Genomic DNA, 22,740 nt, shown 5'->3' with positions numbered 1-22,740 from the left:
GGACACGTTGAAATACCCCGCGAACGCCCATCTGAATCCGCTGAACATCGGTCTCTGGTTCAGAGGTCGTTCCAGCCATGGTGAAATGCTTCGTCTTGTTGATGAAGAACAGTTCAAACAGGAGAGTTGAATGCAGATAAAGCGATGGTTGCCGGTGGCGTACCTTGCCAGTCTTATCCTATGGGCGTCGGCACCACCCGGTTTCGCCGATGACCTCCAATCCAGGCTCGCCGGCGATGGAGGGGCTGCCAGGCCAGCCATGGAGGGCAGCAGCTCGCGTTGCCCACAAAATGCCGATGGCACCTTTTGCTGGATGAGCCCGGACGTCGGCGCAGCATGGGCCTCGGGCTATAATGGGTCTGGCGTGTCGGTAACTATCATAGATGACTTCACAGGTAACATGGGACAGGTGGGGGATCTCGGCCATGGCTCCCAATGGCGGCGACATGGGCAGTGGGTCGCTCAAGCAGCCGGCATGGTCGCGCCTGGCGCAAACATAACCGAGCTTGACTATTCAGAACAAGTTCCGCTCACGCTGAAGCAGGGCCTCAATGTCATTAATCTGAGCTATGGCCTTGAGGAACCAGTGAGCGGGTACCGGCTTGAGCAGTCGGTTGTCGATGCGGCTCGGGCGGGTGCTGCGGTCTTCACAAAGGCAGCCGGCAACGGGTCCGTAGCAGTAGATACCCTTGCCAACGGGGATATTGATTTCCTTGTTCTCGACCTGATTGGGAAGCAATCGGCAATCTTTGTCGGTGCGCTAGAGCGCAATGGCACTCCCGAAAACAAGGCAAAGCTCGCCTCCTATTCGAATTACGCCGGTTCAGATTCGGAGGTGCAGAACCACTTCCTGACGGTGGGGGTCGAGAGTGACAAGACTGGCCTACCCGGAACGTCTGTCGCGGCATCCGTGGTTGCAGGCTATGCCGCTATCCTTGGCAGCAAGTTCACGTCCGCAACTCCGACACAGATTACTAATCAGCTGCTGGATACAGCCAGGACCGACACGCTCGTCAATTATGATGCGGCGACTTATGGTCACGGGGAGGCCAGTCTTTCGAGGGCACTGGCACCCGTTTCGATCAGGTAGACGTGCATCCGATTGAGCAGCTAAACTTTCTTTGAGGCGTCAGAGCCACCAAAATCGCCTCACAGAATTCGCCCCAGAAACCGCGCGGTTCGTGCCGATCCAATCGCAAACAAGAGCTATTGCGTTCTATCGAAGTGTGTTGGTTTGGCTGTCTGGCTGCGCTTGCAAAGCCGGCAGAAACGCAGATGTCGATCGGGTGTCGTCGTACGTTTCCGAGGCGATGGTCGCCTCGTCGCAGCATGCTGACATGTGAATCGCTTCGTCTCGGTCGCAAGGAAAGCGCTGGTCGCCAAGGCTCTGATGGGTGGGAAGCCGGCCACCGATTCCGATTTGAAGCCGGCCAGTCATTCCGATTTCATTCCGGCCACCATTCCGATTTGAAGGCGGCCATTTTTCGGTCTGATCCTGGGTCTCGTTGATGTTTGGGTTGGGTTTTATTTCAGGTCAAGCTTCGGTGCTTTCGGGGACGATCGGCGGGCGCTGTTTTCGCATGCTTTCGCCGGTCAGATCGATGCGATAGGCATTGTGAACGAGGCGATCCAGGATGGCGTCGGCCAAAGTTGGGTTTGCAATGATCTCCCACCAACGATCCACGGGCACCTGACTTGTGACGATGGTTGAGCGTCGTTCGTAGCGATCCTCAATGATCTCCAGGAGATCGCGGCGTTGGTCGTCATTGAGTTTTTCCGGTCCCCAGTCATCGAGGATCAGCAGGTCGGTCCTGGCAAGAGATTTGAGGATCCTGCCGTATCGCCCGTCGCCTCTTGCAAGCGCGAGGGCGGCGAACAGCCGGGGAACCCGGTGGTAGGCGACGGAGAAATCCTCTCGGCAAGCTTTGTGGCCAAGCGCACAGGCCAGCCAGCTCTTGCCGACGCCCGCCGGCCCGGTGATGAGAAGACTGTGATGCTTTCTGATCCAGTCGCAGCCGGCGAGCGCCATGAACAGATTGCGATCAAGGCCGCGTGCGGCGCGGAAGTCGGCATTCTCGATCTGCGCGTCATGACGAAGCTTTGCAGCCCTGGCGCGGGCTTCGAAACGCTTCTGGCGGCGCATGGTAGTCCGTCGAGACGCGGGCCAAACGCCACTCGGCGAATTCGTAGTCTTCGCCCGGAAGGCTTGCGAGCGCAGCACGCTCGACGCTCTCAAACAGTTGCCGGCGACTGACGCCCAGCCGACGCATGACGTGATCATTGATGCGATCGAGTGCCTGGCGAATGGCGGCATTGGCGTCAGCAAGCGAGAAGAAGGTCTGGTTGCGCAGCCGCCCCAGAATGCATGACTGGGCGAAACGCACTCCATTCTCCACTTTCGATTTATCCCGAGGCTTTTTTGGCCGTGCCGGAAGAACGCCGACGCCATAGTGGGAAGCCATCATGCCGCAGCTGCGGTTGATCTCGGGATCGTAGAAACTGGCGCGACTGACGCCCGACTTCAGATTGTCGGGGACGATCAGGCGGGGAACGCCATCAAAGAAACGAAACATCCTGACGTGTGAACCAATCCAATCAGGCAGTGTCTGGGTCCAGGTCGCCTCGGCAAAGGTGTAGCTGGACGCACCCAGCACCGCCACGAAGATCTCCGCCTCACGGATCTCGCCGGTGTCTCGATCAACGATCGGGATCTTCTTGCCGGAATAATCCACGAAGACCTTGTCGCCGGCCGCATGCTCCTGACGCATCGTCGGTGACAGTCGCTGCTTAAATCCCCGTAGAAGTTCACAAAAGCGACTGTAGCCGTAACCGTCGGGATGCGACCCGCGATACTCCTCCCACAGGATGAGCAAGGTGACGCCGGGCTTCTTGAGCTCGACCGCAAGATCGGCCCAGTTCGGTTCCGTGCGTCGTCGCGTGCCCTGTTTGACGCCGTTGCGACTGAAGAGCTTGTGCTCAAGCGCATCGTCGGTCAGCTCGCCCGGCAAGGGCCAGCTCAATCCAACCGCAGCTGCACGCTGCAGATTATCCTGCACCGTACTGCGCGCTATCCCCAATACGACCGCAATCTCGCGGGAGCTCGTCCCGCTTCCGGCAAGCCGCAGCATTTGTCTCAATTGTCTCATGGTCAGCCTTCTCTTTGCCGGCATCAAAATGTCCCCGTTCATGGCGAGGTGATTGATGCCAAAGTTGCTGACCCAGGAGGTAATCTTCAGTGCCGAAATCTGGCCGGCTTTTGATTGGAATGGTGGTCGGCTTCAAATCGGAATGGTGGCCGGTCTTTGATCGGAATGGCGGCCGGCTTCACGTCGGAATCCGCAACCCGCTCACCTTTGGACCCACGCCTATCGAGAAGCTCGACCGGCTCGGCAAGTATCTGGGCGGCAAGGTGGAGATCTACGCCAAGCGCGAGGACTGCAATTCCGGTCTCGCGTTCGGCGGAAACAAGCTGCGCAAGCTCGAATACATCATCCCCGACGCGATCGCGTCTGATGCCGATTCCCTGGTCACCGTCGGCGGCGTGCAGTCCAACCACACGCGCATGGTCGCCGCGGTAGCCGCCAAGATCGGCATGAAATGTCTCCTGGTTCAGGAGAGCTGGGTGCCGCATGACGATGTCGTCTACGACCGGGTCGGCAACATTCTGTTGAGCCGCATCATGGGAGCAGAAGTGCGCCTGGTCGACGAAAGCTTTGACATCGGCATCCGCCGCAGCTGGGAAAAAGCGCTCTATGAGGTAAAGGCAGCGGGCGGCAGACCTTATCCGATACCGGCCGGAGCGTCTGTTCATCCGAATGGCGGCCTTGGCTATGTGGGCTTCGCAGAGGAAGTGCGCACCCAGGAAAAACAGCTTGGGTTTGCCTTCGACTATATCGTCGTTTGCACGGTCACTGGCTCAACGCATGCCGGCATGCTCGTCGGCTTCGCCAAGGACGGTCGCCAGCGCAATGTGATTGGTATCGATGCCTCCGCCACTCCGGCAAAGACCAAGGCGCAGGTGCTTGGGATCGCCCAGCATACAGCGACGCTCGTCGAGCTCGCAACGGAACTTGTCGAGGACGACGTGGTGTTACTCGAGGACTATGCGCACCCGCGTTATGGCATTCCTTCGGAGCAAACCAAAGAGGCGATCCGGCTGTGCGCGCGGCTCGAGGGCATGATTACCGATCCTGTTTACGAGGGCAAATCAATGCAAGGCATGATCGATCTCGTCCAGAGAGGTTTCTTTCCAGAGGGATCGCGCATCCTCTATGCCCATCTCGGCGGCGCGCCGGCGATCAACGGTTACGGCTACACTTTTCGCGACGGCTGATGCTCGACAGATCTCTACGTGCTGTGCCTGCCGTAACAGCGCTGCGCCAAGTTTGACCGGAGGCCCGTTGGTAAACCTCAGCGGCCAGCTGTTAACTGTCGCCACGAGGTGGGGTCGTGGTCTGGCATGCTTGGCAGTATTGGCCTGTGCTCAACGTGTCCTGGAGCCGCATAAGAAGCGAGAAGACATGGCCGTTTGCCTCCTTGTCATTTTGCAGTGCGGCGATAGCCGCCGTAAATTTGATAAATTACAAGCCAGCGAAGCTGTCGCGCGGACGCGGAGGTATCTTCTTGATCAGGTGTGGAAGCTGTGACCCGAGCGTGCTCGATCTGGTCGCCGTCGGCGAGCACATAGCGGGACCCCCCAGCGCAGTGGTGAGCTAGGCCAAGCATGGGCGAGGGAAGGGGCCGCGAGAGTGACAGCGGGCAGATCGGTATCCGGCTTAACGAGGCCTTGCTCATACCTGTAGATGCTATGGGCGGCGGCGAGCGTGTGGCACCCTCGGCGCTGTTGAGCAGCTACCTAAGGAGCGCCCCCATGTCACCATTCTTTAATGCAAGCAAATCCCTTACCGCCCTTGATCAGGACAGCACGTTGGTCGCAGTGATTGAGATGAGCCAGACAAAGTGGCTCATTGCTGCGACGGTCCCTGGCTTTGAACGTAATCCTCTCAAGAAGCTCGATGCCGACCCGGATTCGGTGCTCAGGCTGTTGCGCCGCTGGCGCAGCGAAGCCATCCAAGCCGGGCGCGAAGTCCGGCGCATCGTTGTCGCCTATGAGGCTGGACGCGACGGCTTTTGGTTGGCGCGCTGGCTCCAGGCGCGCGCTGTCGAGGCTTATGTCATACATCCATCGAGCGTCGCGGTTTCCCGCGAACATCGGCGCGCCAAGACCGATCGCCTCGATACCGAACTGCTGATGCGCGCCTTTCTTGGCTGGCTGCGGGGCGAGAAGCGCCACTGCAGCATGGCAGCCATCCCAACCATCAATGAGGAGGAGGCTCGCCGTCCAAACCGTGAACGAGACAATCTCGTCCGCGAACGTACACGGATCGTCAATCGCATCAAGGCAATCCTCGCTCGCTTCGGCATTCGCGCCTTCAAACCCAATCTGCCCAAAGCTGCCGAGAAACTGGAGGCTCTGCATACGGCGGAAGGTATGCCCCTACCGGAACGAAGCCGAGCAGAGTTGCGCCGTAATCTCGGACGGCTTCACCTGTTGCGTGAACAAATCCACGAGATCGAACAGGAGCGGTTGCGGCAGTTCTCGGTGGTTCCGGACACGGAGAAGGGTCCGCTCGCAATGGTTCGCCTTCTTTCGCGGATCATCGGTGTCGGTATCGAGACTGCGGACATGTTGGTGAATGAGATTCTCTCACGCGGCCTGCGTGATCGGAGAGCCGTCGCTCGCTATGCCGGACTTACCGGGGCGCCGGATGAGAGCGGCCAACGCAGGCGCGAGAAAGGTCTTGCGCGGGCCGGCAACGCTCGCGTCCGCTACGGCATGATCCTATTGGCTTGGCGGTTCCTCCAATTCCAAAAGGACAGCGCGCTGGCGCACTGGTTTTGCGCGAGAACGGCCGATGGCCGTGGCGGTACGCGCAAGACAATGATCGTGGCTTTGGCACGCAAGCTACTGATTGCATTCTGGCGACTTGTCACGACCGGCGAGATCCCGACGGGAGTAGCCCTGCGTCCGGTATAAAGCATGGAGGAGCGCTCGACAGGACGAGCATTGAAGTTTGGCAGCTGCAATAGCGTCTGCCGATAACGATCCGAGGTGGTGGTGATCCCGGTCGCTCACATGGCCTTACGACGCCGCGCTGTAGAATGGGCCCACCGCCCGGAGCTTCGCCGCCGATGCGTATGGCTGCATCATGGTTTTTGATCCGCGAGGATCAACCGCATACAAGCTTGCGGCGCGTTTACGGCGCCTGATGGCGAGCTCCCCTCGGTTTGCAAGTTATAGACCTCTACAAACAGGGCACCTGCCGGCTCAATGTAACGCTGCCGCCGTGCTCGTGACCATCAAGGGCAAGTCGCTTCGCGATGGCCAAAGGACCACCCTTGACCGTCACTACGCGCGGCGCCCCCAATGGACCCCGGAGACAAAGCAGGAACAAATGGTCGCCACGGCTGAACAAGGAGACGGAACGACTGAAAGATCACGTTGACAAAGATCACCCCATACAAGCGAGCGTCGACGAGACTGTAGCAATTTTGACCGAAACGGCGCGTTCAGCCGGCGCGTTGCCTTCGGGCGGGTTCGTCCACCTGGCGCTCTTTTAGACTAGCACTTCGTGCGTGAGGGCTACGACGTAGCTGAGCCGCTGTATACGGGGGTGCGCGCGAGGCGACGATGAGGTCGAGTTGTCCCCCGATCGCCTCTACGTAGCTGTAAGTGTCGACAGATACACATCGGCCTGGTTCTCGATCTTCGAAACAAGGGCTTGCTTGATCTTGAGGGGAGGCAATCTCTGCCTGGCTTCGCGCCCGCACAGCGCAGCTCGCCGAGGCTCTCGACGTCCTCCTTTGACTCTTCGAAACGTGCGTCGACACGCTCCCGGCGCTGCTCAGGGAGGCTCCGATCAGGTCATCAAGCTTGCGTTCCATCGTTTTCTTCTCTTCTTCGCCGCCGCCGGGCGCGTGAGATCTCCCCTGATAGCGTTTGTTCGATGGCGTGCTGATTTAGTGATGGCGTGCTGATTTGGTGGCCCGGAACGGGAAGTCGCATCTGGCCATTGCCATCGCCCGCGCGCTCATCTGTGACGGCGGGCGCGGCCGCTTCTTCAACGCGCCCGCACTGCTCGATTATCTCACCCATTATTGCGAGATCATCGAATTCGGACATGAATCCTGGCGCTTCAAGAACCGCGCCTGATCACCACATCGCCCAAGACGATCCGCGCTCGCTTGGCTTCGCAACCCGGACCAGCTCCGCCCTGCGAGCGCTAAGCGCGATGCGCTGCAGCCAATTTTTACCGGGATAGGAGCGAAAGCTCGCATCCGAGATGTCTTGGAACTGATAACGGTTGCTGCCGATGAGAGCAAAGACTTTGCCGGGCCGACGGGACGTCTGGCTGATAAACCATGCGGCGGTGCGGCCGGCCTTCCAGTCGTCGGTTCCCACAAAGCCGGTCCGGCTGGCAGCGGATACGTCGCTGACGTAGGCGATCACCGGAACGCCCTTGACGCGCAACTCGTCAATCACCTGGCCGACGAGCGGGTGATCGGCCGAGATCACCGAGATTGCATCGGCGCTCTCGCCTGTCTTGAGCAGATTGGCAGCGACCGCTTCGGGGGAAGGGTCCTCCTCGAAGAGCACGTCTGGCTCAATAACCGCATCTGTGCGTCGCGCGGAGGCACCGAGAAGCGCCTCGGCCCAGATCTGGCAGAGCGGCCGGTGCGATTGCTGCATGAGAAAGCTCAAGTGCCGATGCGGGAGATTGTCCCGCCTGCGTTCGTGCAGCGGCCCCGAACTGCGGAAGCCGATCTGCTGCGCTGCGCTCAAGATGAGGTCGGCCGTCTGCGGTCGCAGTTGCCAGTTCCGTGCAAGAGCCGATTGACCGTGGAAACACTTACGCCCGCGGCTTTAGCCAGATCGGCGATCGTTGGCCTGTTCACCAGCCGCCTCCCATATTCAATTCGTGAATGACGTCTTCCAAGTGCAAATGCATGTCAGCGCAAAAGAGGCGTACGTTTCCGGATCCTTCGAGGAGAGGCCCGACATGTTGCAAGAAATCTCCGCGCCGCCTGACGCCCTATCGGCAAGATTGTTCGGCCGCGGCCGTTTTTCCCGATGGCACCACGCGCTGCGGCTGTGCGATCCGAAGCCGCGCGGCGCACTGCAACGCGAAGGCGCCAATCTGGCTGACCTCAACGGACAGCGCTTTCGGGACCTCAACAACACTTTCGCCACCCTGATGCATAGGGATGGCTTTGCCCCGGCGCTTGATGCGGTTGCGCGCATCCTTCGTGACGGCAGCCGCCTTTTGAATTCGACGGCACATGAGATCGACCTTGCTGAACTACCTGGTCGATTGTTTTCAGGCGGTCGAGCAGATCCATTTCGTCAAAATCGATACTGAGGCTGTGACGATCGCCATCAAGCTGCACGCGCATTCACCAAGCGCACGAGCATTGCAGATCGAAGGGCGCCTATCAGGTATCCTTTGATTGGGCCGAGGCGGGGCCAGGGGAGGGACATCCGCAACATCGCTTCGCCGCAGGCGCCTGCGCCCGCGCCGGCTTACGCAGGCGCCGACCATCGATTGCCGATGACGTCGTCATTCGTCGCTTCAATGATGCCGATGCTGGTTATGGACGTGCATGGACGATCCTCCACATAAGGGCAGGCTCGGCCATCAATCGCCTCCCGTGGAAACCACACCCTCTCTTTTTTCTTGGCGGTAACGCTCCACGATCAATCCGACCGGGATCAAGGATAACAACCGCAGCCTGCTCGCCATGGTGCTGCCCAAACAGCACCACGCGAACGGCGAAGATCATCAAGGTCAATGGTATGGAACAGTCCTTCGAAACGGCATCGAAGGCGCCTACCCTGGTCGTGCTGAATATCACAAACAGAAGGAAACGATCTATGGAACAGATTGCCACCGTCGGCCTGGATCTGGGCGCTCACGTTTTTCATGGGCGGCTACGGGTGCCTCTTTGCAGGATCGGAATTGCTCCCATCCCGCTGCGCGAAGATTACACTCGACGCAGGTCCCGCAACCGAAACCCCAGCTATGTCTATGCTCGCGGTTTCCGCTATAGCAGGTGTGGCTTCCTTCGCGGATGAGCTCCACGAGCGCCTCGCCGCCCAACCAATCCACCAGCGCCCAGGTCTGCGCTTTGTCGAGCCGCATGAGGGGTGTGTGGATGATGAAACGCGTCTCCATTGCAAGGTTCAGGGCAAGTTGCATCGCTTTAATTGCGTCATCTCGACAATCCGGGTAGCTGAAACGATCCGTCTCGGACACGCCGATCACGAGGTGTTTCGCGCCCACCCTGTAAGCTATCGCGGCCGCAAAGCCGAGGAACAGAAGGTTGCGGCCAGGCACGAAGGTATTTGTTATACCGTTCGCGTTCAGTGCGATCTCGACGTCGCGCGTGAGCGCGGTATCACTGATTTGGCCGAGCACGGCCATGTCAATCATGTGGTCCTCGCCTAGTCGACCACGCCAGGCCGGAAAGTCTGTTCGAATGCGCTCGATCAAGTAAGGCCGCACATCGAGCTCGATCCGATGCCGCTGCCCATAGTCGAAGCCGATTGTCTCGACGCGCTCGAAGTTCTCCAGCGCCCAAGCCAGGCAGGTTGTCGAATCCTGGCCGCCGGAGAAAAGGACGAGCGCGGTTCCCGGATCTCGTTGCATCGGGTCAACCCTCGTATTCAGCCCAACACAGCGGTGTCTCATAGACTGTCACCGAGCACATTTGGCCAAGAAGCGGCTTGGTTTGATCCCAGATCCAGACCGCAATGTTTTCCGCGGTCGGATTGTCGAGACCCTCAATTTCATTCAGATAGTGATGGTCGAGACGTTGCAGAAGCGGACCGAACACAGCCTCTACATCGAAGAAATCGATGACAAAGCCCGTGTCTGGGTCGACGGGCCCTTCCAGACGCAGTTCCACACGGTATGAGTGGCCATGCATGCGGTGACAGCGGTGGGTGTCTGGAACGCGCGGAAGACGGTGCGCTGCCTCGAAGGTGAAAGCTTGCGTAATTTTCATGGGATCCCGAGAAGCTTGTGGGTTTGCAGGCTCAAGCGCCAACGTGGGTTGGCAAGACAATAGGCCACTGCGGCGGCTGTATTCGCATCGCGCTCGGGCCCATCCATCGGCTGAAGCAAAAGGTGCTCAAACGCGAGAACTTCGAAATGTGCGGGCTCCGCGCCAATCTGAGGATATACAAGCTTTAGCTCGTCCCCTGCCATGACCACGAGGCGTGCATTGCATTTCGGACTGACGCACAGCCAGTCGATGCCGTCGGGTGTGGGGATGGTGCCGTTGGTCTCCACTGCAATTTCAAACGCCAAGGAATGTAGCGCTTCCAGGAGTTCTTCATCGATCTGGAGAAGGGGTTCCCCTCCGGTGAGCACCACAAGACGCTGCCCAGTTCCCGACCCGCACCAGGCTTGCTCGACCGCCAACGCAAGCTCCCGTGCGGTGGCAAAATGTCCGCCACCGGGGCCATCTACCCCAACGAAATCGGTGTCGCAGAATCCGCAGAATGCTCTTTCCCGGTCGCCTTCACGTCCCGACCAAAGGTTACAGCCGGCGAAACGACAAAATACGGCAGCCCGCCCGGCATTTCGTCCCTCACCTTGAAGGGTGTAGAAAATTTCCTTGACGGCATATGACATTGCTTAAGCGGCTTTCGAGTGAGCAAGGGAGCATCTCTGTTGGCTTACGAGACACGGCAATAAGTGGGAAATCTCCCACTGGACGTTTTGCAGGTCGTTCCACCTTCGAGGGTCGTTGCCGAAAACCCACTCGCCCGAACTCCATGCAGAATTAGGTCTCAGCGGGGGAAGGCTGCGGGGAAGGGCCTCTGGATCCTCGAAGCCTATCACCTCGAGAAACGCCTCGATCACGTCGCTCATGCCGATGATGCCTTGACGAGGACGAGGCGTGAGAATCCTGGCGTCTCCTCGAAAGCCTGCCTCACAGCACGGAAGAACTCGCTCATCAGCCGCAAGCCGCGTTCCAGGATGAGGCGGTCGAGCGATGAGTATGTCGTGTGCGGCGGCAGGGCGCCGAGAAAATCCGCCATGTCCTGATCGGTGATCTGAAGGGCTTCATCGATGGTCTTGCCGACGATGAATTCGGTAAGCGGCGAGGAAGCGGTTACGGCCGAGCCGCGGCCGAAGGTCTGGAACGTTGCGGCGGAGATCGTCTGCGTCTTACGGTCGAAAGCCATCGTCAATTTAAGCCCATCACCGTAGGCGACGGCGCCGACCTTGCCGGCCGCTTTGGGGATGTCCAAAGCGCCGACATTGTTCGGGTTGATGAAATACACCTTGTCGCTGATGAGGTAGACGTTGTCGGTGTCACCCCGCATGGCGCCGATCCTTGTCGTTATGGCGGCTAGCCGAAGGACTTGCCGCAGGCGCATTTGTCCCGCGCATTGGGATTGTCGAAGACAAAGCCCGAGGACTCCAGGTCCGTGACGAAGTCAACGGTCATGCCGGCGAGATGGGGCTGGGAGTTTGCGTCGACGAATACCCTGACCCCGTCCATCTGCATGATGGCATCGCCCTCGCGCGAGACGCTTTCCAGACCCATCAGGTATTTGAGGCCGGCGCAGCCGCCCGCCTCGACCATGATGCGAAAGCCTTCCGCCGGTTCGTCGGCGCGGGAAAGCGCGGCCTTGACGGCGGCGACGGCGTTTTCAGTAAGTGTGATCATGGGACTATTTTCTCGCTGATGCGTTTGCAAGCCACGCTGCACAGAACGTGCCAGAGAGGAAATTCGATCACACAGCTGGTTAGCGGATTTGGCGCCCTGTCTCACATCCAACAATTGTCGGATGTCGGACAGAGTGAAATCTTGCGTACAAAAAGCGGCATCGGACAAATCGCCAGTATCGTCGCCTGAGCCAGCGTTTTCGAATGAATGTGGACCGGGTGGGAACTCTTAGTCGTGCTGCGCTCCAAGCCGCGCCATCGTCACCACACAGTGCAGTGGCGAACACCGGGGTTGTCGATACCGCTTCGATCCCCCTTCTCGAAGCAGGCGCCGTCTGCGTCAGCTCGTGGGTGCCGAACACCACTCGCTCGGCTCGTGGCCTGCAGTGCGGCCGTCACCTCGCGAGGGCCGACTGAGGCATTGTAAATGCCGCGAAGCCAAGGGTGGGCCAACGCGCCGCCCAGGGAACAGCGCAATCACCGTCACGGCGGCCACGGCCACGATTAGAGGCCGTGGTCAATTTCAGTTCTGTCGCGAATCGCGGTCTGGCTGGTCCGCGTTCCAAAACGAAACTCGAGCGAACACCGGTCTCGCCGTCACATCGAAGGAGAGAAATCGCTATCTGCCACAGCTACTCGTCGGCAAGGATCCCGTCACGGCCGACGTAGAGAAATACCAAAGCATCGTGGTTGAAGTCATGCTGGAAAAACCGGTGCGGTTGTGTCAGTCGCCCGCGCCAACCATGCCGCCGATAGCGTTGCCGCAAAGGCGGGTACTGGCTGTCACGCTATCCAAAGCGTTGCAACAGATTCGTCAAACAAGTTTACAGACTCTTTGCGAATGCAAGTCGCTGACCATGATACGTTCGCTTTAAGGCAGAGATTGGCCGTAGCTAATCGTCAAAATCAATGGTTTGGAATGCGTGAACATAGAACTTGCAGCGTTGATCGCAAGCCGCATATGGAGAGGCCCTTTAATGGATATCGACATTTTTGAAGCTTACGAGTCTAACGTTCGTCGCTATGGACGATCCTTTCCAACAGTCTTTAAAAAGTCACTTGGGGCGACAATCTGGGACGAGTCCGGAAAACCATATATTGATTTCCTTGTAGGCTCCGGCGCGCTCAACTACGGTCATAACAATCCAGATATTATGGCCCCGGCAATTAAATATCTCGCCGATAAAAATATTGTTTTGTCGCTTGATATGTATACAGCTGCAAAGCGCGATTTCATCGAAGTGTTTGTCGAGTCGATCCTGAAGCCCCGCGGCCTTTCTTACAAGATACAGTTTCCTGGGCCGACCGGGACAAACGCTAACGAAGCCGCGTTGGCGCTGGCGCGAAAATTTACCGGCCGCTCGAGTGTCATGGCCTTCACAAATTCGTACCATGGCATGTCGCTCGGCTCCTTGGCGGTGTCGGGTTCAGCGTCAACCAGACAGCTTGGCGGCGTTGCTCGCCACGATGTGATCCGTGTCCCTTACGAGAACTATCCGAACCAAACTTTCGATTCCGCGAGTTACATTGATCACGTATTGGGCGACCCAGGCAGCGGGATAGAAAAGCCGGCCGCAATCATCCTGGAGCCCATCCAAGCAGAAGGCGGCATGAACACCGCATCCGCCCCTTGGCTCTCAGAAATTCAGCGCATTTGCCGTAAGCACGACGTTGTTTTCATTGTCGATGACATTCAGGCAGGTTCCGGACGAACGGGCGATTTCTTCTCGTTCGAGTTCGCGAAAATCGAGCCCGACATCGTCTGTCTTTCGAAATCGCTAAGCGGTTCAGGTAATCCGTTGTCCATAGTTCTGATTCGCCCTGACATGGACATATGGAATCCGGGAGAACATAGCGGGACCTTTAGAGGCAATAATCTCGCCTTTGTGACTTCCGCGGCCATGTGCAAAATGTGGTCCGATAGGCAGTTTACTAAAGCCGTCGAGGGGACGGCAGTAAAACTGCAAGAACACCTTGATCGCCTCGTTGCGAAATTCCCGAAGTGCATCGAACAAAAGCGCGGCCGTGGTCTGATGGCCGGCCTCAAGTGCCGGTCACAGGCCGTTGTTGGGCGTGTGCATGATTTCGCGTTCGAAAACGGCCTGCTGATCGAATCCTCCGGGCCAAATCGCGACGTCATCAAAGTCCTTCCGCCGATAACAATCTCAGATGACGAACTCGATCATGGCATTGCCATCCTCGATCAGGCACTACAGGAGAAAACAAATGGCGACTAATCAAGTAGCTCAACCGCCGGCCATCTCGCCTCTTACCATCAAGGAACGAACCGGCTCGATCAGCACGGCGGAGATCATCTCGGTCCTGAAAGGTGAGATCACGGCTCTGCACATCAAGCAAGGTTTCAGCACCGAAGTAGCCGAGGAGATCACCACGAATTTTGTTAGCAGTCCCGGTCTCAAGGAGCGTAAAGACGGCGTCCCCGGACAATATGTGGGCGCATCCCACTATAGGAAGGATGCAGCCACCTATTTCGCGGAGTCGAAACATGCGAAACCGTTCGTCGACGCCCTATTTGAGAATTTGGTTGATCCGGTCCGAGGAATATTCGACGCATTGAAGCGCGAGCTGCACAACCAAGGCATTGAATTGCGGCTGGCCCGTTCAGAACACGGTCAGGCAAATGTTTGTCGCGCTCTCAGTTGGTCTGGGAGTGGCACGTTTTCCTTGGACCCCCACGACGATGTCGCTCAAGTGTTACGTGCTGGGAACGATTACGAGATTTCTGCGGTGGCGCACAACACCGTCGCAGCACTCAACTTTTATCCCAGCATGCCTGACGAAGGTGGAAACTTGAGGCTCTGGAGTCACAAGCCGACAGTTGCGGATCGAAAGTCGCAAGGTGTGGAGACCACGGGATATCCCTACTCTGCAGCTTATATCGAGGCCGTCCCTAGTCGCGAAATCCAGCTCAAGGCTGGGGATATTGCCCTACTTGATGGCGGTTTCGTTCATGGGGTCACCGGTCATTCAGGCAACGGAAAGCGTCGCGTGCTGCTGAACAGCTTTTTCGGGTTTGCGCGGCCGGATCTTGTTCTCTGGTGGACATGAAGGCCGATGCGGCAGCGACCCACCGATTTGCGCCGCGTCGGCAGTGAAGGCATCTCCAGATAGTGTCCTGAAGGTTCTGCAAAAAGCTCTGGAGAGAGAACAGCCCTTTGAGGCGAGGGGCGGCCATGGCACGCTGGTGGCGTTGCGACCACCGATTCCCGTGGAAGGGGAGTGCCATCACCAATCGAGAAGTTAGACTGAGCAGAGGCGAGTTGAAAGCGTTGCCGGATGAGGACGGCTTTCGCAAGGTATTGCAGACTGTGGTGCAGGAGGCTTTGGAAGCCGAGATGACGGAGGCGATCGGGGCCGAGAAAGGCGAGCGGACGACCGAGCGGGTTGGTTACCGGTCCGGCTATTATGAGCGCAAGCTTGTGACGCGGGTTGGGGCCCTGGAGCTTCGCGTTCCGCAGGATCGGGCCGGCCGGTTCTCGACGGAGTTGTTTGAGCGTTATTAGCGCTCGGAGAAGGCATTGGTGTCGGCGCTGGTCGGCCTCGAAGGTAGGCCAGGCGACGGCGCGGCTGGATGAGGCGCTGAAGGCGTTCTTTGAGCGGCGGCTTGCCGAACCTTACCTATACCTCATTCTGGATGCGCGCTATGAGCGGGCGCGCGAAGCCGGCGTGATCGCCAGCCAGGCGGTGCTGGTGGCGATCGGCGTCGACTGGGAGGGCCGGCGCCAGGTGCTCGGTGTCGAACTGGCCAAATACCCGAAGGTGGTGGATTGGGTGGAGAACAACATCGAGGAGACGCTGAGCTTCTACCGGCTGCCGCTTGCCCATCACAAGCACATGAAGTCGACGAACATGCTGGAGCGGCTGAATCAGGAGATCAAGCGGCGAACCCTGGTCGTTCGCATCTTCCCCAGTCCGCAGAGCTGTCTGCGGCTGGTTCGGGCACTGGCGGTGGAGATCCACGAGAACTGGCTCGAGGCGACCCGCTACCTCAATATGGATCATTTGCGCGAGCACAAGAAGGAGAACCTGAGGGCACTGGCCGCCTGAGACGCGGCCCGCCATGTCCGCCGCTCAAACGCGGGGGCTGCGCGGCGGCACGCCAACATCACCGCCTGAATGCCACGCCATTTTTTGCAGAACTTGACGCACACAACTTCACCAGGTTTGCCGGTCCAGCGCCGTCGATTAGGAAGGCGTCGCGCTGGTTAGGGACCAAGGGGCCGCTGGCTAACTCGCGGACAGCGCATCATTACGGTTCCACAGCAAACTCCAGGTCCTCATGCTCGTTGGCCAGCGGTAGCTTGGCCACGTTAATAGCCAGCCGGCGACAGCCGCCTAGGCCTCAGATGAAGCTCAAACTCTGGCGTCGAGCTGCCATGGAGCTGGTCATTGGCTCGCCGCAACCGGCCGAAGTCCCTGAGAGCCAAGCGCGCTCCATTAAATTCCAGCGCCAGTATCATGCCTGGGCCAAAAAAATCAGCCTGACTGGGTTCCTTCCGGCCGGCCAAATCTCCTCATCGATCTGAGTCTCTTTTGCGCTTTCGAATCCACCTATGTTTGGCGCGATCATCCGTTAACTGGCGTCACCTGCCCTGGTGCCGCGAGGTGAGGGGCCGCAGATTGCTTCTGTTCGCCGAGGGTTGGAAAGGGTGTGATCGACCAACCTATTAAGTCCAAAGCACACTGCAGTATCGCCTCGGTTTCAGCGTGGCTGGGTGAGGCGGCGATGACATGTCCCATGGTGTCTCGGAAATCGCCTTTCCTGACGATCGGCGTGCTGGGTTCAACATATACCTTGACCTCGGCGACACCTGGTATGGCAACCGCCAGACTGTCGCCCTCGATCCAGTCGAGAACGCCGTCGCCCTCAGGAATCAGGAACCGCGCGGCCGCAGTCTGCGAATGCCTTCTGCGCAAATCCCATTCCTCGCCGATCACAAGCTTGAGGTGCTCGGCAATTAGATCGATGCCGTAAGCCAGCTTAATCAGCCGAGGAGTGGTCCAACCCGGAAGACGCGGATTGACTTCGATGACTACAGGGCCACGCTCCGTCCACCGGAATTCAATGTTTGCTGGTCCCCAGGCAAGGTCGAGAGCGCGCAAACAGCTCAGCGAAACATCGGCAATGCATTTATGCTCGTCGTCAGTCAGCAGGGCTGGAAAGATGCTACCACGAACGACGAATTGGGGTGGGCAGTCGAAGTCAGCGGCACCTACTGCAATCACCTCATTTCCCATTGTGTCAGCGCTATACTGGGGGCCTTGAGCGAATTCTTCGATCAGTATCCTCGACGAAGACCCCCACGTCGTCTCCCCAGCCAGCAGATAGGCTGTATGTTTGGCCAACTCGTCGACGTTACGGCACAATCGGACACCGCAGCTGCCGCTGCCGATGGCTGGCTTAACAATCACCGGCAGGCCGATCTCCGTTGCAGCGCTTTCCACCTCCGTCGCGTTCGTTGCCAGGCGATAAGCAGGCATTGGAACGCCGGCCGCCGCGAGGAGTTGACGTTGAGTGAATTTGTCACAGCATTGTTCAATGGATGCCGGGTTAGGTCCTGGCAGATCGAAATGCCAGCAGAGCTTGCCAACTGTCGCATAGATCGACTCGTCGAGGCCCGAAAAGCCCGTGATGCCAGCAATGTCATAGGTCGCACGTAGCCGGGAACATTCGCGGATCAGCGAATCGAGATCGTCTGTGTCGACAAGGATGGCCTCGAGGCTTTCCGCCGCAAGATAGTCGTACTGAGTTGGATCCCCCGACAGCGTAATTGGGTGAAGACCAAGACGCTGGGCTGCTTTCATGTATGACAGACCAACACTCCTGTGACCTTCCAGCAGGATGAGCGCTCGTGTTGCCATTGGCCATTAACTCCGACGTTGCGGGATGTGCGCGGTTACGCGCGTAACGGGCATCGGTCTTATTCGGGTCGACCTCAGACGCTGCGGGAAGGTATCACTGTCAGTGATCCGCGATCGCAAAGATTCTGTAAAGTTATTTGAAAGGTTAGTTGCAACGTTGGCTCCGGCCTTCTCGATGGCACGGAGCATCTCGAAAACTTCAGAGAGCTGCGATGTCCAGGAGAAGCTAGTTTTACTCTGGCGTTCATTCAGGGCCGCTTTGATGCGGATTTGCTTGCCCTGTGATGCCCGTGCGCATATTAGTCTGAACTCTTACGGGTCAGGGCGCTGCATGTTCCTGCCGATGACGGTGCCGTCGAGCACGTTGAGGGGCGGCAAACAGGGTGGTCGTGCCGTTGCGCTTGGAGTCGTGGGTTATGGTGCCGAGCCTCCTTCTTCATGGGCAGGCCGGGCTAGGTGCGGTCGAGCGCCTGGATCTGGCTCTTCTCGTCGACCGACAGCACGAAGGCGTGAGCCGGCGGAAACATAGAGGCCGACGACGTTGCGCAGTTTGTCGACTAACTGCGGATCGTTGGAGAGCTTGAACTGGCGCCAGCGGTTGGGCTGCAGCCCGTGCGCTTCCAGATCCGGCGCACCGCGCTGGCTGTTGCCGGCAGCACGCGCCGTCATGGCGGCGGTCCAGTGCGTCGTCTCGCAGACGAGTTCTGCAACGTCACTGCCATCACACGATCGGCGACTTCAGGTCCGAGTGGGGCAATGCGCGAGGGGCGCGTCTTGTCGCTGCAACAGTCCCTCGAAGCCTTCCGCGGCGAAGCGCTCCTGCCAGCGCCACACGCAGGTCTTGGACTTACCAGTTTGCCGCATGATCTCGACGGTGCCCACGCCGTCGCTGCTCAACAGAATGATCTCGGCAGTTAACGTGCTTCTGCGGCGCATTGCGATCTCTCATCAGCGCGCCCAGCGCGCTGATGATCAATTCGAAGAAACAGTGAGGAATATCCTTGTGCGCATGCGCCAGACTCGCATGCGCACTCACAAAAGGGAATCCCAAGCCGGACTCTTATGTCAGGCGTAAACCACTAGCGCTCGGAGCGCGCCCTTGGCGGCTACTATTGCGAAAGGGTATGTGCAAGGCTGTGGATCGGCCAGATGAAAGCGATCACGGATGAGCTGTGCGGCCATGCCTTTCTCAGCTTCGACTTCGGCCATCAGCAAGCGCCTGGACGAAAGTCTGAAGGCCTTTGCCCAACGCCAACTGCAAGAGCCGTTTGCCCACTCTGTCCCGACGCCCGATACGATAAGGCACCTAGCACCGTCCTGAGCCAGGCTATGCTGATCGCGGTCGGCATCGACTGGGACGCAAAGTGCCAGATCCCGGCCCTCAATCGCGAGAGCCGCTCGGCCTGGAAGAACTCACTCCTCTCGTTGACGGCCGTCATCCGAGGTCCTTGCTCAGCAGTGTCCGGGTGAAGACATCTGTGTTCGGAACCTGACATGCTGAGGCGCAGGAAAAATATGGTGTTGCCCCTGTTGCTCGCACAACCTCTTCGGTGGCACGCCGATTGCGTGGAACACGGCGAAGAATCCGCTACGACCTTGCGGTCTCGCAATCTCCGGCAGAGAGGTTTACATGAAACTTCCTCGAACGATGCTAATCAATGCGATAGGCGCTGCACTGAATGCGGTCCCGCGAATTGAAGCTTTGCCGCGTCCGTCGCGGGTGCCGCTGTCATTCGCCCAGCAGCGGCTTTGGCTCCTTTCGCGTCTGGCGGGCGGTAGCGAGGCCTGTCACATCCAAGCGGGGCTTCGGCTTCGCGGCCAGTTGGACGAGGTGACTCTGCAGTCAGTCTTGGAGGGGTTGGTGGCGCGTCATGAGGTGCTGCGCACCACCTTCCGGATGGAGGGCGGCGAGCTGTTCCAGCAGATCGGTCTGGTCGTCGGCACGGCGAGCGCCAATCGCGCGCGGTCCGAGATCGAAGGGGTGATCGGCCTCTTCGCCAACATGCTGCCGTTGCGGACCTTGCTGGAGCGGGTGAATGCCGTTGCGCTTGGAGCGCAGACAAACCATGACCTGCCGTTCGAGCAGGTGACGAAACTCGTGAACCCGCCCCGCAACCTGGCTCATACTCCCATTTTTCAGATCATAATTGCATGCGAAGATAATGGCGAGGAGCGGGCGTCGCTGACCGGGCTCGAACTTGACTACGTCGGCGTCGACCGTGTCGCGCAACGCGATCTTGCGCTTGAGTTCGCTGAGGTCGGCGGGGCGATCTGCGGGAGGCTGATTTATGCGACGTCGCTATTTGAGCGGAGCACGGTCGAGCGGTTTGTAGGGTATTTGCAGCAGGCGCTGAGCCGGATGGCGGCTGACTCAGGGCAGCGGGTCTGGTCGGCGCCGCTCCTGTTGGCGGAGGAGCATCACCGTTTTCGAGCGGAGTCCAACCCGACCGAAGTTGTCTATCCGCGAGACCACTTCATTCAAGAATTGCTTGAGGCGCAGGAGGAGCGGGATCCCGAGGCGATCGCGGTCGGCTATGAGGATCAGGGCCTGAGCTATCTCGATCCGAACGTGCGGGCGACCTCGGCGAAGACAGCCTTTGCCCGCCTCAATCATCGTCCACTAACCCCGGTCCGGGATTGGGAATTGCGGCTATGAATTTCATCGAGGGGAGGCGCGTCGTCACCGAGGGTGAGCTACAAGCTCACAGCATCACGCGTTATCATGTCACAAAATTCTATCGCGAGCAGATCACCAAGAGTGGTTACTACGACCAGCTTAAGTACATTGTCGAGCCCTCATTCGAGGAATTCGAGAGTCCCGGCAATCTGGATACGAGCGGCGAGCATGACAACACTGTCGTGCCCGGACTTCAGCACAAGTACGCCCAGACCGGGTTGTTGCTGGTAACGGACCGTTGTGTTTCATATTGCCGTTTTTGCTTTCGCAAACGCATCGTCGGAAAAGACTCCGATGAGATCGCACCTGATTTTGCCCAGAGTGCGCAATACATTCGCGGCCATCCTGAGATGACGAACGTGTTGCTATCGGGAGGCGACCCGTTCGTGCTCAGCACCGCCAAGATTGACAAAATTCTTGATTATCTGCTGCCGATCCCTCATCTGGAGTCGATTCGATTTGGCACAAAAACAGTCGCCTACGAGCCCAAACGGTTCGGGGATCCCGCCCTACCTGCTTTGTTCCAACGGATCCTTGAAGCCGGCAAGGCCGCAGTGATCGTCACTCATTTCGACCACATCGGTGAAATCTCGGTCGAGGCGGAGCGCAACATTCTCTCCTTGCGCGCACAGGGCGTGCAGTTCCTCAACCAATCCGTGCTTCTCGCGAAAGTCAACGATGATCCCGAGGTCTTGGCTGCGACCTTCGCCAAGTGTCACCAAATGGGTGTCCGCCCTTACTATCTCTTTCAGGGCAGGCCGGTGAAAGGCGCATCGCATTTTCAGGTTCCACTGCGCTGTGGACTAGAGATTGCGCACGGCATCAACCAACGTCTGAGCGGCATTCAAAAGACATTCAAATACATTATGTCCCATTACACAGGGAAGATCGAAATTCTTGACTTTGGAGCGGATGGCCGCGTGTATATGCGGTATCACCAAAACAAGGATCCGAAAAAGATCGGCAAGATCTTTTCCCGGCCGCACCGCGAGGGCGCCTGCTGGTTGGACGATTTGCCCGAAGGATGAGATCGAAAGGCGCGCAATACTGATTACCGAAAGAGTGCTATTGAAGGATAAAGAGCGCGGAGCGGGGGTGGAAATGCTGTGCGCCGGCGGGAATGCTATTGATGCGGCGGTGACTGCGACTGGCGAGCGGCGGGGCTTGCCCGATTCCATGCACTACTACGCTGGACCGCGCGTAGGAAATACGGCGGGCTCAGTCGCGAAAAGGTCGATGCCATTCGCTATCGGCATGGTGGAAGAAGGCCATCCGGTCATGCCATCGCAGCACACACCCAAGGACTGGTGGATTACCGCGGCTATCCGATTTCAGCTCCCCGCCAAAAGTCAATGACCGCCAAAAATTTTAGCAACGGTATGAAAAAATTCACAAATGTTTTCTTTCAATATTATCAGCACCATGCAAAAATCAATCTAAATGGCCCTATAAGGTAAAGAAACATGAATAGCAAGATGAGCAATTCAGTGTCCTTGTCAGAACTTGCATCATACTTCAGTGAAGATTACTATCATTTTGGCGATATGGTAAATCCGCCGGAGACAAGTGACCAACAAGCAGGAGCAATTTGGAATCTTCTTTCCCTTGCGCAAGACAGCTCAGTTCTTGAACTGGGATGCGGCTATGGGCGGATTACCAACCGGTTGGCTGAAAAAGGAGGGAGGGTAGCCGGACTTGATATTTCGCCGATCTTGCTAAAAAAAGCCGAAGCGGATGCGGCTGAGCGCGGAGTACATGTTGAATATGTTCTGGGCGACATGCGCTCACTTCTCTGGCGAGATCGATTTGACGCGGTTTTTATGTGGTACACGACGTTTGGCTATTTCGACGACGCGGACAATGAGAGAGTTCTTCGTGAAGCCGCTTCTTCACTTCGAAAGGGCGGGCGTCTTCTAATTGATTCCGCCAATCGCTTTGCTTTCCTGCGCCGAGAGTCGCCTATCTACCTTGTGCAGCGTAATGACGATCTAAGAATCGATATAATGAGCAACGATGTGCTAAGCGATCGTCGGAACCTCGAAAGGATTATCGTCCGCGATGGATGCGTTAGACGAACGCAGCTTTCTTTCAGGCAGTATGGGTTTTCCGATTACGTTCGCATGTTGCGAAGCGCGGGGTTCGAGACTGTTGAAGCATATGGGCAGGAAGGTGGAGCGTTTACAACCAGTAGCGAGCACCTCGTGGTTATCGCGTACAAATAATATCAATGTGAATATCCTATGATACACTTTGCGTGTTCCATCCTTCGTGGGATGCTGTCTCGGCAGAGTTCACGAGTATTCAAGCTTAACAGCCCAATGTTCCGCTTCGAGGAAAGCAAAGCCGAATTGAATTGCCTCGTGCAATCGTCGTGTATCAAGGTAGGAGAACTGCCAGTGTCTGCATTTAGTCAAGAAGAATATCGCGCACGCACGACCC

General features: G+C 58.1%; 19 protein-coding genes and 5 pseudogenes. 13 read left to right on the top strand and 11 right to left on the bottom strand.

Annotated elements, in window-relative coordinates:
- Nucleotides 1-130 precede the first annotated feature (130 nt).
- Nucleotides 131-1,090 (top strand): S8/S53 family peptidase, encoded by a 960-nt coding sequence (locus H0241_RS26720; protein ID WP_181060827.1) that lies wholly within the window; start codon nucleotides 131-133, stop codon nucleotides 1,088-1,090.
- A 444-nt stretch (nucleotides 1,091-1,534) separates the two neighbouring features.
- Here H0241_RS26720 and istB read toward each other — a convergent pair whose 3' ends face one another.
- Nucleotides 1,535-2,281, bottom strand: coding sequence for an IS21-like element helper ATPase IstB (gene istB / locus H0241_RS26715; RefSeq protein ID WP_210285091.1), 747 nt, complete (start codon nucleotides 2,279-2,281; stop codon nucleotides 1,535-1,537).
- A pseudogene (istA, locus tag H0241_RS35810) lies at nucleotides 2,259-3,128 on the bottom strand (IS21 family transposase); the annotation flags it as partial. The gene istB and the pseudogene istA, both read right to left, overlap by 23 nt.
- 107 nt (nucleotides 3,129-3,235) lie before the next feature.
- Here istA and H0241_RS26705 point away from each other — a divergent pair.
- From H0241_RS26705 to H0241_RS36475, 3 genes and pseudogenes are all read left to right on the top strand, one after another.
- Nucleotides 3,236-4,333 carry a 1-aminocyclopropane-1-carboxylate deaminase gene (locus H0241_RS26705; RefSeq protein WP_328824836.1) on the top strand — a complete coding sequence of 366 codons (1,098 nt, stop codon included), beginning with the start codon at nucleotides 3,236-3,238 and terminating at the stop codon, nucleotides 4,331-4,333.
- 537 nt (nucleotides 4,334-4,870) lie between these two features.
- Complete coding sequence (locus H0241_RS26700; RefSeq protein WP_181060825.1) at nucleotides 4,871-6,037, top strand: IS110 family RNA-guided transposase; 1,167 nt, start codon at nucleotides 4,871-4,873, stop codon at nucleotides 6,035-6,037.
- A gap of 1,095 nt (nucleotides 6,038-7,132) precedes the next feature.
- Nucleotides 7,133-7,213 (top strand): annotated as a pseudogene (locus H0241_RS36475) (IS21-like element helper ATPase IstB); the annotation flags it as partial.
- On the opposite strand, the gene H0241_RS26690 reads toward H0241_RS36475, so the two are convergent.
- Both H0241_RS26690 and H0241_RS35805 read right to left on the bottom strand, forming a co-directional pair.
- The gene (locus H0241_RS26690) at nucleotides 7,214-7,843 is read right to left on the bottom strand and encodes a substrate-binding domain-containing protein (protein WP_235984492.1); all 630 of its coding nucleotides are present in this window, start codon (nucleotides 7,841-7,843) and stop codon (nucleotides 7,214-7,216) included. It abuts the pseudogene before it with no gap.
- Entirely contained in the window at nucleotides 7,840-7,956 is a 117-nt protein-coding gene (locus H0241_RS35805; protein ID WP_328824835.1) for a LacI family DNA-binding transcriptional regulator, read from the bottom strand. Before H0241_RS35805 ends, H0241_RS26690 begins: the two co-directional genes overlap by 4 nt.
- Nucleotides 7,957-8,060: 104 nt before the next feature.
- On the opposite strand from H0241_RS35805, the gene H0241_RS26685 reads away from it, so the two are divergent.
- Nucleotides 8,061-8,420: a hypothetical protein gene (locus H0241_RS26685; RefSeq protein WP_181060824.1), complete on the top strand. Its 360-nt coding sequence runs from the start codon at nucleotides 8,061-8,063 to the stop codon at nucleotides 8,418-8,420.
- 510 nt (nucleotides 8,421-8,930) lie between these two features.
- Here H0241_RS26685 and queC read toward each other — a convergent pair.
- The 5 genes from queC to H0241_RS26660 form a co-directional block, all read right to left on the bottom strand.
- On the bottom strand, nucleotides 8,931-9,707 hold the full coding sequence (queC, locus tag H0241_RS26680) for a 7-cyano-7-deazaguanine synthase QueC (RefSeq protein WP_181060823.1): 777 nt from the start codon (nucleotides 9,705-9,707) through the stop codon (nucleotides 8,931-8,933).
- A 4-nt stretch (nucleotides 9,708-9,711) separates the two neighbouring features.
- Entirely contained in the window at nucleotides 9,712-10,065 is a 354-nt protein-coding gene (gene queD / locus H0241_RS26675; protein WP_181060822.1) for a 6-carboxytetrahydropterin synthase QueD, read from the bottom strand.
- Nucleotides 10,062-10,697, bottom strand: coding sequence for a 7-carboxy-7-deazaguanine synthase (gene queE / locus H0241_RS26670; RefSeq protein ID WP_181060821.1), 636 nt, complete (start codon nucleotides 10,695-10,697; stop codon nucleotides 10,062-10,064). The genes queD and queE overlap by 4 nt, the downstream gene beginning before the upstream one ends.
- Before the next feature lie 236 nt (nucleotides 10,698-10,933).
- Entirely contained in the window at nucleotides 10,934-11,395 is a 462-nt protein-coding gene (locus H0241_RS26665) for an iron-sulfur cluster assembly scaffold protein (RefSeq protein WP_181060820.1), read from the bottom strand.
- Nucleotides 11,396-11,421: 26 nt separating this feature from the next.
- Entirely contained in the window at nucleotides 11,422-11,742 is a 321-nt protein-coding gene (locus tag H0241_RS26660) for an iron-sulfur cluster assembly accessory protein (RefSeq protein ID WP_181060819.1), read from the bottom strand.
- 976 nt (nucleotides 11,743-12,718) lie between these two features.
- Here H0241_RS26660 and ectB point away from each other — a divergent pair.
- The 4 genes and pseudogenes from ectB (at nucleotide 12,719) to H0241_RS26640 (ending at nucleotide 16,288) form a co-directional block, all read left to right on the top strand.
- A complete protein-coding gene (gene ectB, locus H0241_RS26655) occupies nucleotides 12,719-13,978 on the top strand; it encodes a diaminobutyrate--2-oxoglutarate transaminase (protein WP_181060818.1) in 1,260 nt (419 codons plus the stop codon).
- Nucleotides 13,968-14,810, top strand: coding sequence for a 2OG-Fe(II)-dependent halogenase WelO5 family protein (locus H0241_RS26650; protein ID WP_181060817.1), 843 nt, complete (start codon nucleotides 13,968-13,970; stop codon nucleotides 14,808-14,810). Before ectB ends, H0241_RS26650 begins: the two co-directional genes overlap by 11 nt.
- A gap of 125 nt (nucleotides 14,811-14,935) precedes the next feature.
- Nucleotides 14,936-15,809, top strand: a pseudogene (locus H0241_RS36155) (transposase).
- Nucleotides 15,810-16,108: 299 nt separating this feature from the next.
- Nucleotides 16,109-16,288: a hypothetical protein gene (locus H0241_RS26640; protein ID WP_181060816.1), complete on the top strand. Its 180-nt coding sequence runs from the start codon at nucleotides 16,109-16,111 to the stop codon at nucleotides 16,286-16,288.
- A 40-nt stretch (nucleotides 16,289-16,328) separates the two neighbouring features.
- Here H0241_RS26640 and H0241_RS26635 read toward each other — a convergent pair whose 3' ends face one another.
- The gene (locus H0241_RS26635; RefSeq protein ID WP_181060815.1) at nucleotides 16,329-17,624 is read right to left on the bottom strand and encodes an ATP-grasp domain-containing protein; all 1,296 of its coding nucleotides are present in this window, start codon (nucleotides 17,622-17,624) and stop codon (nucleotides 16,329-16,331) included.
- 324 nt (nucleotides 17,625-17,948) lie between these two features.
- Nucleotides 17,949-18,635: pseudogene (locus H0241_RS26630) on the bottom strand (helix-turn-helix domain-containing protein); the annotation flags it as partial.
- 88 nt (nucleotides 18,636-18,723) lie between these two features.
- Here H0241_RS26630 and H0241_RS35790 point away from each other — a divergent pair.
- From H0241_RS35790 to H0241_RS26615, 4 genes and pseudogenes are all read left to right on the top strand, one after another.
- Nucleotides 18,724-19,052, top strand: a pseudogene (locus H0241_RS35790) (transposase); the annotation flags it as partial.
- A gap of 202 nt (nucleotides 19,053-19,254) precedes the next feature.
- Nucleotides 19,255-20,280 carry a condensation domain-containing protein gene (locus H0241_RS26625; protein WP_181060814.1) on the top strand — a complete coding sequence of 342 codons (1,026 nt, stop codon included), beginning with the start codon at nucleotides 19,255-19,257 and terminating at the stop codon, nucleotides 20,278-20,280.
- Entirely contained in the window at nucleotides 20,277-21,329 is a 1,053-nt protein-coding gene (locus tag H0241_RS26620) for a KamA family radical SAM protein (protein WP_181060813.1), read from the top strand. The genes H0241_RS26625 and H0241_RS26620 overlap by 4 nt, the downstream gene beginning before the upstream one ends.
- 435 nt (nucleotides 21,330-21,764) lie before the next feature.
- On the top strand, nucleotides 21,765-22,523 hold the full coding sequence (locus tag H0241_RS26615; protein WP_181060812.1) for a class I SAM-dependent methyltransferase: 759 nt from the start codon (nucleotides 21,765-21,767) through the stop codon (nucleotides 22,521-22,523).
- Nucleotides 22,524-22,740 lie beyond the last annotated feature (217 nt).

The sequence above is a fragment of the Mesorhizobium neociceri genome (assembly GCF_013520985.1).
GTDB classification, from domain to species: Bacteria; Pseudomonadota; Alphaproteobacteria; order Rhizobiales; family Rhizobiaceae; genus Mesorhizobium; species Mesorhizobium neociceri.
This window is presented reverse-complemented; position numbering and strand designations above follow the sequence as displayed.